This window comes from Niveispirillum sp. FG148, from assembly GCF_057809655.1.
The window spans coordinates 165,741-178,607 of the sequence record NZ_JBMDKJ010000007.1; the positions used below are offsets into that span (position 1 = coordinate 165,741).

A 12,867-nucleotide genomic window follows, 5' to 3' on the forward strand; every position below is an offset into this window, starting at 1 on the left:
CCCGAAGTGAGCCTGCCTTGGACAGCCTGACTGCCGCACTGGAGCGCCTGGATACGGCCATCAGCCTGCTGGACCGTGCGCTGACCCGGCGGCTGGATCGGATCGATGCCGGGGCGACGACCCACGGCTGGCTGGCGGAAAAGCTGCGGCTGGAGGCGGAACTGGCCGCTGCCCGCCACGCCGAACGGCAGGCACAGGAACAGGCCCGCGTCATGAAGGTCCGTCTGGACGCGGCGATTTCACGCCTGCAAGGCGTTCTTGAGGAAGGTTGATAAATGCGTCGCGTCGATTTCACCCTGAACGGCCGTAGCCATTCGCTGAATTGCGAGGACGGACAGGAAAAGCGCCTGTTGGAACTGGCGGCCTATGTCGATGCCCGCATGCAGGAACTGACCGGTGGCGGCGGCGGGCACGAGGTGCAGAATCTGATCGCCACCTGCATCGTGCTGGCCGACGAACTGATGGAATCGCGGGCCGAGGCCAAGGCCTTGCGCGCCGGCCATGTGCCGGCCCCGGTCATCCACCATGCCCCGCCGCCGACCCCCGTGGCGGCCCCGGCGGATGAAACCAAGGTGGCCGCCGCCGTCGATACATTGGCAAAGCGCATCGAAGACATTGCAGCGCGCCTCGAACGCGCCTAAGTTAGTGGCAGGAAGTTGGCTGCCTGGTGCGTCAGGTCGCTTTATCCCCGGGGCCGATAATCATTCCTCGAGGGGGCTGTCCCTACCGGCGCCGTGGTGTCGGCATATGGCTCCCACCTGCCTGTGCAGGTCACGAGGGATAGCATACACCAACGGCCAAGGCGGCCATCTTCCGCTTTTATCCCACGTTCCGTCATTTGCCGGGTGCCGCCTGTCGTGGGTCGGACCGGATCGACGGTATCCGTTTCCCACCGATCCGCCGGTTGACCGATGTCCGATCTGGATGCCGATACCATCGCGCAGGCCAAACAGGCGGCCCGCGTAAGCGCGCGCGCTGTGCGGGCGCAATGTCATGTCGAACAGGGGCCAGGGGCCGGCGAGGCCATTGCCACCCGCCTTATGTCGCTGTTGCCCGATCTGGCCGGGGGGCGGGAAGGGCTGACCATTGCGGGATATTGGGCCAAGGGTGACGAGGCGGACGTGCTGCCAGCATTGACCGCGGTCGCGGCGGCCGGTCATGCCACAGCGCTGCCCGTGGTCGCGGGGCGGGCCTGGCCCCTGATCTTCCGGCTGTGGCGGCCGGGCCATCCGCTGGTACCGGGGGCCTTCCGGGTGATGGAGCCGATGGACGAGGCGCCGCTGGTCCAGCCAGATATCGTGCTGGTGCCGCTCTTGGCCTTTGATGACCGGGGGTATCGGCTGGGCTATGGTGGTGGCTTCTATGATCGCACGCTGGAAGTGCTGCGGGCGGAGGCGCCGACGCAGGCCGTGGGCATCGGCTATGCGGGGCAAAGGGTGGAAAGCCTGCCCATCGACGCCTACGATCAACGGCTTGACTGGATCGTGACGGAACAGGGTGTCCGGCGCATCGGCTGACACCATCGGGGAAAATGAATGCGGTTGCTGTTTCTGGGAGACATTGTCGGGCGGAGCGGGCGCGAAGGGGTTCTGCGCCATCTGCCGGACCTGAAGGCCAAGCTGAAGCCAGACTTCATCACCGTGAATGGCGAAAATGCGGCCGGCGGTTTCGGCATCACCGAAAAAATTGCCCAGGAACTGTTCGCGGCCGGTATCGATTGCGTCACCCTGGGCAACCATGCCTGGGACCAGAAGGAACTGCTGGGCCAGATCGGCCGCATGCCGCAACTGGTCCGGCCCATCAATTATCCCGAGGGCACGCCCGGCCGCGGCTTCACCATCCTGCCGACCAAAAACGGGCGGCATAAGGTGATGGTGATCAACGCCATGGGCCGCGTCTTCATGGACCCGCTGGACGATCCATTCCCGCCGGTGGAAAAGCTGCTGAACATCCACCGCCTGGGTGGCCCCCGCATGGGACCGGCCGGCGTGGATGCCATCATCATGGACATGCATGCCGAGGCCAGCAGCGAGAAGATGATCATGGGCCATGTGCTGGATGGCCGGGTCAGCCTGGTTGTCGGTACCCATTGCCATGTGCCCACGGCCGATCTGCAGATCCTGAACGGCGGCACGGCATACCAGACGGACGCCGGCATGTGCGGTGACTATGACACGGTCATCGGCATGAAGAAGGAAGCGGCCATTCACAAGATGCTGCGCAAGACGCCGGGCGAACGCTATTCCCCCGGAGAGAACGACGCCACCGTCACCGTCTGCGGCCTGTTTGTAGAGACGGATGACCGCACGGGCCTGGCCAAGCGGGCGGAACCGGTGCGTGTGGGCGGCCGATTGGGCCAGAGCCTGCCGGCGGCCTGATCCGCGCGTAATTCCGTAGGCCGGAAGCAGTGCCAGACGTCAGTTGATGGTTTCGTCGATGTCGCGCAGGTCCAGCACCAGCCGGCGGGGCAGGTTCAGTTCGCGCAGAAGCTGCCCATGGTATTTTTCAAGCAGGCGTTCATAGGTGCCGTTGGCGCGCAGCCGTTCCAACCCCAATTTTAGCGTCGGGGCCAGATGTGCTGCCGCTGGCGTCAGGTAGAAGATACTGTCCCGCTCGTACCGCAGCAGCAGATGCTGTTCTATGGCCAGACCCGGATTTGTGCGCGTGTCGCCTATGATTTCCAGCGCCCCACGGGGCACATAGTCAATGTCGCGATTGCCGGCGCCCAGCATCTTGAACAGGCGTCGCCAATCGGGTGCGGCTTCCGTCACCGGCAGGCCGTTCTGTTTCCAGATGTCGATATCGACCCAGTCCTTACCCATGCCTGCCCGCAGGCCCAGCCGCTGGAAATCATCCAGGTTCTTCACCTGATCAAACCGGCTCTGGTCACCGGGCCGGATCATCAGGACCCGTTGCCCGATCAAACCACCCGTCAGCGGGAAATCCACCGGTACGAACAGCCTGTCACGCGCCGGTCCACGGACCAGCCACATGACATCCAGTTCGCCGTTGCGCAGCATCATTTTGAACCGTTCCTTGCCCGGCCCTATAATTCCTTTAATATCAATAGGTTGTCCGGCAGCGCCGAACGCTTCTCTCAGCAGTTCGTGAAAGAAGGCATGGTTGCTGTCCGGCACTTCCGGCACACGCAGCACGATGGTCTCAGCATGGACGGTGCCAAACCAGCAGAACCAGGCCAGGAACAAGGAGAGCAGTTGTCGGCGTCGCACTATCGGCCGTCTTTTTTGGGGGGAGGCGTTAAAAAAAGCTAGCCGATGGGTGGGGTAACCACATCGCATAAACCATCCTGCAAAAGGATAGGGCTGAAGCGGCGTTCGGCTTCAGCAGCCTGACGCGACCATGACCGGGCCCCCCCCGATCCGGCGCCATTCGTCGCAAGGCAACAGGAAGTCGACGCGCGTTGCGCTGGCCGGCAGATCCGCCAGGGGCAGGACGAAGCCGCAGCGCCCATCCCCATGGCCGGCGGCGGCCACGTCGCCGCGATGGGAACCGGCGCGCAGATCGCGGAAAGGGCTGCCATCCACCTCCACCCGCACGGTGACGGCTTCCCCATCTGGGCCGCAGGCCCAGCCGTGGATGGAATCACCAACGATCCCATCGACCCAGCCCCGTATACGCCCCCCGGGTTGGTAAGGCATGGTCTGTCCCGGCTGTTCGATGGTCAGGATGCTGTCCGGCCCCTCGTGAAAGGCGCGCCAGCGCCGTTGGCGCTCCACTTCATCCATATCTGGCGTGACCCGGGCCAGTGACAGCACGTCGCGGCGTCGCCGCGCGGACGTCCGCCAGACGAAGGGCGGGGGCAAGGGCCAGGCAGACTGACCCAGCAGACAAGGGGCCAGTCGGCCGACAAATGCCAGCAGGGTGGGCCAGGTCATTTCGTCCAGGGTGCGATGGCCGATGCCAGGAGGGATGGGAAAATCGGCGACTGCCAGGATGGGCCCGGCATCAAGGGCCGCCGTCATGATATGCGCGGTCACGCCGAACCGTGCCGCCCCTTCATACAGGGCCAGATGGTTGGCGGCCGAACCGGGATAGTCCGGCGTGGCGGGATGGAAATTGACGGCCCCTGCGCTGCACCGGTCCAGCAGGGCGGCCGGTACGATCCGGCCAAAACCGATGGCGACAAGGCGGACAGGCCGGTCGCCTGCGTCTTCCAGGGCGCTACGCAGTCCGTCCAGATCCGTGACGGGCACGGCCCCCGGCAACAGGGGCGCCAGGGCCGGGATCAGGCCCGCCGCCGTCGCCAGGACCAGCCGGTCGGGGATGACCGTCAGGCGGGCGGGCAGGGCGGCGGCGGGGCCCGGCGGCATGGGATCAACCCGCCCGGTGTTCCTGGGCGAAGCGGACCGCTTCCTCCGCCGCCTTGAACAGGGCCTTGGCCTTGTTCACCGACTCCTGATACTCGCCTTCCGGGTCACTGTCGGCCACGACGCCACCTCCGGCCTGCACATGCATGATGCCGTCCTTCAGCACGGCCGTGCGCAGGGCGATGCAGGTATCCATGGTGCCGTTGGCCGCGAAATAGCCGATGCAGCCGCCATAGATGCCACGACGGGTCTTTTCCAGCTCGTCGATGATCTCCATGGCCCGGACCTTGGGTGCGCCGCTGACGGTGCCGGCGGGAAAGCCCGCCACCAGCGCCTCAATCGGTGTGAATTTCGGGTCCAGCTTGCCTTCGACGTTGGAGACGATGTGCATGACGTGGGAGTAATATTCGATCGTGTACTTCTCCGTCACCGTCACCGTGCCCGTCTTGGACACACGGCCGACATCGTTTCGGCCCAGGTCCAGCAACATCAGATGCTCGGCCAGTTCCTTGGGATCGGACAGCAGGTCGGCGGCCAGTGCCTTATCTTCCGCCGCGTCCTTGCCACGCCGGCGGGTGCCGGCGATGGGGCGGATGGTGACGGTGTCGTCACGCAGGCGGACCAGGATTTCCGGGCTGGAGCCCACAACGGACAGGCCGCCGAAATCCAGGAAGAACAGGAAGGGCGAGGGGTTCAGGCGGCGCAGCGCGCGGTACAGCGCGAAGGGCGGCAGGGTGAAGGGGACGGAAAAACGCTGGCTTGGCACGACCTGGAAGATGTCGCCGGCGCGGATATATTCCTTCGCCTTCTCCACAATGCCGTAATATTCCTGCCGCGCCGTGTTGGAGGTGGGTTCGGGCAGGGCCGTCACGTCCAGCGTGGTTTCATGGCCGGCCGGTACGGGGCCTTCCAGATCGGCCACGGTTTCCGCCAGCAGCGCCTTGGCGGCGGCCAGCGCCTGATCGGCCGTGACGTCCGGACGGGGACGGATGGGTGTCACTACCGTCACGACATTTTCGATCCCGTCGAAAATCGCCATGACCGTCGGCCGGATCATGATGCTGTCATCAACGTCCAGGTCGTTGGCATTGCTGTCGGGCAGCTTCTCCATCAACCGGACCATGTCATAGCCCAGATAGCCGAACAGGCCGGCCGACATGGGGGGCAGTTCCGCCGGCAGGTCGATGCGGGACTCCTCCAGCAAGGCCGCCAGCACCTTCAGCGGGTCGCCCTCGCACGGGGTGAAGCTATGAGCGTCGGTGGCGGCGTTGCGGTTGATTTCCGACGCCGTGCCGCGACAACGCCAGATCAGGTCCGGCTTCAGCCCGATCAGGGAGTAACGCCCGCGCACCGATCCGCCGGTCACCGATTCCAGCAGGAAAGCGTTGGGACGCCCGCGCACCAGCTTCAGCATGGCGGAAACGGGCGTGTCCAGGTCGCTGACCAGCCGGGTCCACAGCACCTGCGCCGCCCCGGTCTCATAGGTGCGGGCAAAGCTGGCATCATCCGGGAAGGTGCGCACGGGAATTTACTCCTGCGTGGTGCGGTAAAGCTGGTTGATCAGGGTCTGGTTGATGGTCACGCCGTAATGGGCGCGCAGCGCGGCAAGGTACTGCAGGACCAGTTCGTCCTGCATGGCCTGCTGCGTGCTGCCGCCCAACTGGCTGAGCTGGGCTGAGGCCGGGGCCAGGGTCGGATCGGCCGGGATCACGCTGGTCAGCTTGGCCACCACCTGGCCCGTCGGCTTCTCCGCAGTAGTGACGGCACCGATTTCGGCCCCGAACAGCGTCTGCACGGCGGCGGCGGGGATGATGGCGCTGGGTGCACCGCTGCGCATGATCGGATCGACGGACTGGGCCAGGGCGCCCTTGATACCGGCGGCGGCGTCCTTGGCGGACGCGCCGGCCTTCATCTTGGCCGCCACCTCGTCGGCCAGCTTCTTGGCGGCCAACTGCTTCTGCTCGGCCTGCCAGTCGCCCAGCACGACGGACTTGATCTGGTCCAGCGGCTTCACCGCCGGCGGGTCGATGGCTTCCACCTGCACAGCGAAGAAGGCGTCGCTGCCCGCTTCCTCCACACTGCCGGTCTGGCCGGCATTCAGGGTGAAGGCGGACGCCAGGATCTTGTCCAGCGCCGGCAGACCCTCGCCGACAGCCCTGCCGGCCGTGTCGGTGCCACGATTGTCGAACTTCTCCAGCTTCACGATGCGGGCACCCACGGCCTCCGCGGCTTCCGCCATCGGGGTGCCGCCGGCCAGCGAATCCTCCAGCTTGGTCGATACCTCGAACAGCTTCTCCACGGCCTTCTCGTGCCGGACCTTGACCGCCATCTCATCCTTCACCTGGTCGAAGGTACGTTCACCACCGGTCTTTACCGCGGTGATGATGGCGACATGGAAGCCGAAGGCGCTTTCAACGGGACCGATGGGCTTGTTCACCTCGGCCGTGAAGGCGGGGTCGGCCAGTTCGGTCGGCAGCTCGGACTTCTGCACATCGTCCAGCGACACGGCGTCCACGCCGGCGGCCTTGGCCACATCCGCCATCTTCTTGCCCGAGGTGACCGCGGCCAGGGCCTTTTCAGCCGCCGCCTTGTCGGCGAACACGGCCTGGGTCAGGCTGCGCTTTTCCGGGGTGATATAGTCGGCGCTGTGGCCGTTGTAATAGTCGTGCAGGTCTTCGTCGCTGATCTGCACATCCTTGACCAGGGCGCCGGCTTCCAGCAGGGCGACATTGACCGTGCGGTATTCCGGGGCCGTGTAGCGGACGGCCTTTTCCTTGTGGAAGGCTTCCAGCGTCGCCTGATCGGGCGACGGCGCCTCCGGCATGGCATTGTTGGGGATGGTCACCGCCTCAAAGGTCCGTGCTTCGAACCGGTAGCGGTAGAGCGCTTCGGCCAGGGTCTTGGGTGCCTTGGCACCGACGGTGATGGCGCCGACCAGATCGCTGCGGGCCATGTCGCCGCGCACGTCCTCCACGAAGCCCTGCTCATTCAACCCGTTCTGCTGCAACAGGGCGCGCATCAGGTTGACGTCGAACACGCCCAGGCCGGACTTGAAGGCCGGGACCTTGGCAATCTCGGCAGCGACGGTGGCATCGGCCACGCGCAGACCCAGATCATCGGCGGCCATCGCCAGCAGCGTCTTCTGGATCAGCTGTTCCAGGGCGCGGTCGCGCAGGCCGAACTGGCGGGCCTGCGCCTCGGTGAATTCCGGCCCCACCATCTGCTTCATGCGGTTGAATTCGGTCCGGTAGGCCTTGTCGAATTCCTGGGGGGTGATGGTGCGGTCACCGACCTGGGCTACACCCGACTGGGTGCCCTTGGTCAGATCGCCGATGCCCCAGATGGCGAAGCTGATGATCAGGACGACGAACAGGATCTTGACGACCCAGGAGCCTGCGGTGCTGCGGATGATCTGGAGCATGGGAAACGCTGTTATCCATCTTGTGGCACAGGGTCCGCCGCTTATCGCGCGGGCACCGGCCGGGTCACGACCCGGCCGGACGCCAAAACGTCACAAGCCGGAAAGCGCGGCATCATAGGGAACCGATCCGGGCGGGGCAAGCCCGGGGGGCGGGCGTTGCCCATGCGCGTGCGGGCGGGGGCTACGACGTCCGTCGCCATTTCATCCAGACCGTCATACACGCATAATGGAATGGTCAAAAAAGGCCGGCGGACCGGGGCAAACCCGGCGGACCAGGCCAGACAAGAAGAATAGAGGATTGAAATGACCGTTCGTCGTTATCTGATCGCCGGCAATTGGAAAATGCATTGCCGGCGGGCCGATGGGCTTGCGCTGGCGACATCGCTGGCCTCGCTTGTCGGCGCCAAGGCTGATCCGCGATTCGACCTGCTTCTCTGTCCGCCCGCAACCATTGTCGGCCCCGTGGCCGACGGGGTGGCCGGCAGCGCCGTCTTCGTGGGCGGGCAGGATTGCCATGCCGATCCGCAAGGTGCCCATACGGGCGACATTGCAGCGGAAATGCTGGCCGATCTGGGCGCCAGCCATGTCATCGTCGGCCATTCCGAACGCCGTACCAACCATGCCGAAACCAGCGCCCAGGTGCGCGGCAAGGCCGGTGCCGCCCTGCGCGCCGGCCTGACGGCCATCGTCTGCGTGGGCGAGACGGAAGCACAGCGTGATGCCGGTCAGGCCGAGGCTGTCGTGGCCGAGCAGTTGGCCGGCTCGATTCCCGCCGGTGCCACGGCCGCCAATCTGGTCGTTGCCTATGAACCGGTCTGGGCCATCGGCACGGGCCGGACCCCGACCATCGCCGACATTGCAGCCATGCATGCCATGATCCGGGCCTGCCTGACCGGCCTGGTCGCCGATCCGGATGGCGTCCGCATCCTTTATGGCGGTTCGGTGAAGCCGTCGAATGCCGCCGAAATCCTTGCTGTGGCGGATGTCGACGGGGCCCTGGTCGGGGGTGCCAGCCTGAAGGCCGACGACTTCTGGGCAATCGCGCAAGCCTGCCCCTAAGCACTTCGCTCTGGCATGTCGCCGCGGGACCGGTTAAGAAGCGCGACAGTTCAATGACACGCGGCACCGGCCGCTTTCCCAAGGCGGGAGAGCGGTCGGGCTTGCGTTTGGGCGTTTGTTGCGCCATTTGCTGTTCTGCGGCGGTGCGGGCCCCCGGTTCCGGATCGCCAGTTCGACAAAAGCAGGGATGTTGGGATGCAAGAGGTAGTCCTGGTCGTGCATCTGTTGATCACGCTGGCCTTGATCGGCGTGGTCCTGGTGCAGAAGTCCGAAGGTGGCGGCCTTGGCGTCGGTGGCGGCACCATGGGTGGTTTCATGACCGCCCGTGGCAGCGCCAACCTGCTGACGCGCACGACCGCCATTCTGGCGGCCCTGTTCTTCTGCACGAGCCTGATCCTGGCCATCATGGCCGGCACGGGCAAGAGCGACAAGAGCCTGTTCGACAAGCTGCCGGCCCCTGGCAGCGAAGCCCCGGTGGCGCCCGCCGAGCCGGCCAAGCCGACGGTCCCCGTCGGTCAGTAACGCCCTTCAGGCGTTGTTCAAGACGCCCTCCGGGCGTAGGCCCGGTGGATAGGCAAGAGGCGGCAGACATGCCGCCTCTTTCCGTTAGGGCGTGTTTATGGTGGAATGGGCATCCGTGCCCCGATGTTAAATCCAAGGATGGGCCGGAAGGGCCCAACCTGTTGGCATGTTTGGCGAAGGTTAGGGTTCCATGACGCGCTTCATCTTCATCACCGGCGGTGTGGTTTCGTCCCTGGGCAAGGGTCTGGCTTCCGCCGCACTGGGTGCGCTGCTGCAGGCGCGCGGCTACAAGGTCCGCCTGCGCAAGCTGGACCCCTATCTGAATGTCGATCCCGGCACGATGAGCCCGTACCAGCATGGTGAGGTGTTCGTCACCGACGACGGTGCCGAAACCGACCTGGATCTGGGCCATTATGAGCGCTTTACCGGCGTTCATGCGACGAAGTCAGACAACATCACCACGGGCCGCATCTATTCCAACGTTCTGGCCAAGGAACGCCGTGGCGATTATCTGGGCGCCACGGTGCAGGTGATTCCGCACATCACCGACGCCATCAAGGATTTCATCGCCGCCGATCTGGATGGCGAGGATTTCGTGCTGTGCGAAGTGGGCGGCACTGTCGGCGACATCGAATCGCTGCCCTTCCTGGAGGCCATCCGCCAGTTCGGCAATGACCAGGGGCCGGAGAACGTCCTGTTCTGCCACGTCACCCTGGTGCCCTATATCCCGGCCGCGGGTGAGCTGAAGACCAAGCCGACCCAGCATTCGGTGAAGGAACTGCTGTCCGTCGGCATCCAGCCGCAGATGCTGCTGTGCCGCGCCGACCGTGACATTCCGGAGAATGAGCGCCGCAAGATCGCGCAGTTCTGCAACATCAAGAAGGAATGCGTGATCGCCGCCCTGGACGTCGACACCATCTATCAGGTGCCGATCTCCTATCACGAGCAGGGCTTCGACACCGAGGTGCTGAAATATTTCGGCATGGCCCATGACAAGGCCCCCAATCTGTCCCGCTGGGAAGAGATCGTGCGCCGCGTGCGCAACCCGGAAGGCACTGTCACCATCGCCGTGGTGGGCAAGTACACCAGCCTTCTGGACGCCTACAAGTCGCTGGGCGAGGCGCTGACCCATGGCGGCATCGCCAACAATGTGAAGGTCAAGCTGGACTGGATCGACGCCGAGATCTTCGAGACGGGCGAGGCTATCGAGCGTCTGGCCGGCGTCCATGGCATCCTGGTGCCCGGCGGCTTTGGCGAGCGCGGTACGGAAGGCAAGATCCGCGCGGTGCAGTTCGCGCGTGAGCACAAGATCCCCTATTTCGGCATCTGCTTCGGCATGCAGATGGCCGTGATCGAAAGTGCGCGCCACCTGGCCGGCCTGACCCATGCCGGGTCGACCGAGTTCGGCAAGCCCGATCCGGCTGTGGTCGGCCTGATGACGGAATGGGTGCAGGGCAACCAGCTGGTCCAGCGCCAGGAAGGCGGCGATCTGGGCGGCACCATGCGCCTGGGCAGCTACAAGTGCCACCTGCTGCCGGGCACGCGCGTCCATGACATCTATGGCGGCGATGACATTATCGAACGTCACCGTCACCGCTATGAAGTGAACATCAACTACAAGGACAAGCTGGAGCAGGTGGGCCTGAAATTCTCCGGCCTGTCGCCCGATGGCGTGCTGCCGGAGATCGTGGAACTGCCCGAACATCCCTGGTTCGTGGGCGTGCAGTTCCATCCGGAACTGAAGTCCAAGCCGTTTGATCCGCATCCCTTGTTCACCAGCTTCATCTCTGCCGCCATCGCGCAGAGCCGGCTGGTCTGATCGGACAGGACGTGAAAGGCCGGGGCGGGTGACAACCTTCCCCGGCCTTCTTTATTTTCAGCGACCCCAGCCCCATATGGCCGCGCAAAGGAGCAGCAACCATGACCCGCACCGTCAATGTCGGCCCGCTGTCGATCGCCAATGACCGGCCCTTCACCCTGATCGCCGGGCCCTGCCAGCTGGAAAGCCGCGACCATGCCTTCATGATGGCGGGCGCGCTGTCGGAACTGACACGCAAGCTGGGTATCGGCCTGATCTACAAGACCAGCTTCGACAAGGCCAACCGCACGTCGGTCAGCGCCCAGCGGGGCCTGGGCATGGACCAGTCGCTGCCCATTCTGGCGGACATCCGGGAAAAATTCGGCTGCCCTGTCCTGACCGATATCCATACGGCCGAACAATGCGCGCCCGTGGCGGAAGTGGTGGATGTGTTGCAGATCCCCGCCTTCCTCTGCCGGCAGACGGACCTGCTGCTGGCGGCGGGGGAAACGGGCAAGCCCATCAATGTGAAGAAGGGGCAGTTCCTAGCGCCGTGGGACATGAAAAATGTCGCCGCCAAGATCGCGTCCACCGGCAATCACAATATCCTGCTGTGCGAACGCGGGGCCAGCTTCGGCTACAATACGCTGGTCAGCGACATGCGCTCCCTGCCGATCATGGCGCAGACGGGATATCCCGTCGTCTATGACGCCACCCATTCCGTGCAGCAGCCGGGCGGGCAGGGGACCAGCAGCGGCGGCCAGCGTGAATTCGTGCCCGTCCTGGCCCGCGCCGCCATCGCCATCGGTGTGGCGGCCGTGTTCATGGAAACGCACGAGAATCCCGACAGTGCGCCCAGCGACGGGCCGAACATGGTGCCGCTGGACCAGATGGAAGGCGTGCTGACCACCTTGCTGGCCCTGGACCGTATCGCCAAGGCGAGCCCGGTCTCTATCTGACAAGATTCGGCATCGGCGGTGATATGGGGGCGGTCGGACAGGGCGGGTCCGCTTTGACTTTGGGTGCGGCATGCATCACCATCGACATATAACCAACGGGTGTGCCGGCCCGCATAAAAGCCAGGAAGGACGCAATCCATGTCAATGCTGGAAGGTAAGTCGCGCGCCCCGCGGCGCGGCGGGCCTGTGTCGCGCGCCATTGGCGGGTTCGCGCTGAAGCTTCTGGGTTGGCGGGTGGCGGGCAGCTATCCGGACCTGCCCAAGTTCGTCACCATTGGGGCGCCACATAGCTCCAACCATGATTTCATCGTGGCCATGGCGACGATCCTGGCGATCGATGTGCGCATTCACATCCTGGGCAAGCATACCCTGTTCTGGGGGCCGATGGCGCCGATCATGCGCTGGTGCGACGTGCTGCCCGTGAACCGGTCCGCGCCGAATGGGGTGGTCGGGGAATGCGTGGCGGCCATCCAGGACAATGACGAGATGGTCATCGGCATCGCGCCCGAGGGCACCCGAATGCCGAAACCCGGGTCAAACTGGAAGACCGGCTTTTGGCATATTGCGCGACAGGCCGGCGTTCCGATCATACCTGTCGCGCTGGATTATGCCACGCGCACGGTTCGTATCGGCGCTCCGGTCACACCGACGGACAATATGGAAGCCGATTTCGCCCTGCTTTCCGCCTTTTATGCGGGCGTGAAGGGCGCACGGCGGACACTGCCGGATGCCATTCCGTTTCAGAAGCCAAAGACCTGACGGGACCACACGGCGGCCGGG

Annotated in this window: 13 protein-coding genes and 1 other RNA gene; 10 read left to right on the forward strand and 4 right to left on the reverse strand. The window is 64.9% G+C overall.

The window, feature by feature from the left end; translation table 11 throughout:
- Positions 1-17: 17 nt before the first annotated feature.
- The 5 genes from ACODTW_RS10395 (at position 18) to ACODTW_RS10415 (ending at position 2,378) form a co-directional block, all read left to right on the forward strand.
- Positions 18-272 carry a hypothetical protein gene (locus ACODTW_RS10395; RefSeq protein ID WP_488945914.1) on the forward strand — a complete coding sequence of 85 codons (255 nt, stop codon included), beginning with the start codon at positions 18-20 and terminating at the stop codon, positions 270-272.
- A 3-nt stretch (positions 273-275) separates the two neighbouring features.
- Positions 276-641: a cell division protein ZapA gene (locus tag ACODTW_RS10400; protein ID WP_488945915.1), complete on the forward strand. Its 366-nt coding sequence runs from the start codon at positions 276-278 to the stop codon at positions 639-641.
- Between the two features lie 13 nt (positions 642-654).
- Positions 655-813, forward strand: a non-coding RNA gene (gene ssrS / locus ACODTW_RS10405) — 6S RNA.
- Positions 814-911: 98 nt separating this feature from the next.
- On the forward strand, positions 912-1,517 hold the full coding sequence (locus ACODTW_RS10410; RefSeq protein WP_488945916.1) for a 5-formyltetrahydrofolate cyclo-ligase: 606 nt from the start codon (positions 912-914) through the stop codon (positions 1,515-1,517).
- 18 nt (positions 1,518-1,535) lie between these two features.
- Entirely contained in the window at positions 1,536-2,378 is an 843-nt protein-coding gene (locus tag ACODTW_RS10415; RefSeq protein WP_488945917.1) for a TIGR00282 family metallophosphoesterase, read from the forward strand.
- Between the two features lie 39 nt (positions 2,379-2,417).
- Here ACODTW_RS10415 and ACODTW_RS10420 read toward each other — a convergent pair whose 3' ends face one another.
- From ACODTW_RS10420 to ACODTW_RS10435, 4 genes are all read right to left on the reverse strand, one after another.
- On the reverse strand, positions 2,418-3,230 hold the full coding sequence (locus ACODTW_RS10420; protein ID WP_488945918.1) for a hypothetical protein: 813 nt from the start codon (positions 3,228-3,230) through the stop codon (positions 2,418-2,420).
- A gap of 111 nt (positions 3,231-3,341) precedes the next feature.
- Complete coding sequence (locus tag ACODTW_RS10425; protein ID WP_488945919.1) at positions 3,342-4,331, reverse strand: formyltransferase family protein; 990 nt, start codon at positions 4,329-4,331, stop codon at positions 3,342-3,344.
- A gap of 4 nt (positions 4,332-4,335) precedes the next feature.
- Positions 4,336-5,850 (reverse strand): anthranilate synthase component I, encoded by a 1,515-nt coding sequence (trpE, locus tag ACODTW_RS10430; protein ID WP_488945920.1) that lies wholly within the window; start codon positions 5,848-5,850, stop codon positions 4,336-4,338.
- A 6-nt stretch (positions 5,851-5,856) separates the two neighbouring features.
- On the reverse strand, positions 5,857-7,749 hold the full coding sequence (locus ACODTW_RS10435) for a peptidylprolyl isomerase (protein WP_488945921.1): 1,893 nt from the start codon (positions 7,747-7,749) through the stop codon (positions 5,857-5,859).
- Between the two features lie 303 nt (positions 7,750-8,052).
- Between ACODTW_RS10435 and tpiA the strand changes: the two genes are divergently transcribed.
- The 5 genes from tpiA (at position 8,053) to ACODTW_RS10460 (ending at position 12,846) form a co-directional block, all read left to right on the forward strand.
- Entirely contained in the window at positions 8,053-8,808 is a 756-nt protein-coding gene (tpiA, locus tag ACODTW_RS10440; protein WP_488945922.1) for a triose-phosphate isomerase, read from the forward strand.
- A 195-nt stretch (positions 8,809-9,003) separates the two neighbouring features.
- A complete protein-coding gene (gene secG, locus ACODTW_RS10445; protein ID WP_488945923.1) occupies positions 9,004-9,330 on the forward strand; it encodes a preprotein translocase subunit SecG in 327 nt (108 codons plus the stop codon).
- A gap of 190 nt (positions 9,331-9,520) precedes the next feature.
- A complete protein-coding gene (gene pyrG, locus ACODTW_RS10450) occupies positions 9,521-11,149 on the forward strand; it encodes a CTP synthase (protein WP_488945924.1) in 1,629 nt (542 codons plus the stop codon).
- Between the two features lie 101 nt (positions 11,150-11,250).
- A complete protein-coding gene (gene kdsA, locus ACODTW_RS10455; protein WP_488945926.1) occupies positions 11,251-12,087 on the forward strand; it encodes a 3-deoxy-8-phosphooctulonate synthase in 837 nt (278 codons plus the stop codon).
- 138 nt (positions 12,088-12,225) lie between these two features.
- Positions 12,226-12,846, forward strand: coding sequence for a lysophospholipid acyltransferase family protein (locus ACODTW_RS10460; protein ID WP_488945927.1), 621 nt, complete (start codon positions 12,226-12,228; stop codon positions 12,844-12,846).
- Positions 12,847-12,867 lie beyond the last annotated feature (21 nt).

Coding starts and splice junctions, on each gene's coding strand:
- ACODTW_RS10400 (WP_488945915.1), top strand. CDS start 276: ATGCGTCGCGTCGATTTCACCCTGAACGGCCGTAGCCATTCGCTGAAT.
- ACODTW_RS10410 (WP_488945916.1), top strand. CDS start 912: ATGTCCGATCTGGATGCCGATACCATCGCGCAGGCCAAACAGGCGGCC.
- ACODTW_RS10415 (WP_488945917.1), top strand. CDS start 1,536: ATGCGGTTGCTGTTTCTGGGAGACATTGTCGGGCGGAGCGGGCGCGAA.
- ACODTW_RS10425 (WP_488945919.1), bottom strand. CDS start 4,331: ATGCCGCCGGGCCCCGCCGCCGCCCTGCCCGCCCGCCTGACGGTCATC.
- ACODTW_RS10435 (WP_488945921.1), bottom strand. CDS start 7,749: ATGCTCCAGATCATCCGCAGCACCGCAGGCTCCTGGGTCGTCAAGATC.
- tpiA (WP_488945922.1), top strand. CDS start 8,053: ATGACCGTTCGTCGTTATCTGATCGCCGGCAATTGGAAAATGCATTGC.
- secG (WP_488945923.1), top strand. CDS start 9,004: ATGCAAGAGGTAGTCCTGGTCGTGCATCTGTTGATCACGCTGGCCTTG.
- pyrG (WP_488945924.1), top strand. CDS start 9,521: ATGACGCGCTTCATCTTCATCACCGGCGGTGTGGTTTCGTCCCTGGGC.
- kdsA (WP_488945926.1), top strand. CDS start 11,251: ATGACCCGCACCGTCAATGTCGGCCCGCTGTCGATCGCCAATGACCGG.
- ACODTW_RS10460 (WP_488945927.1), top strand. CDS start 12,226: ATGTCAATGCTGGAAGGTAAGTCGCGCGCCCCGCGGCGCGGCGGGCCT.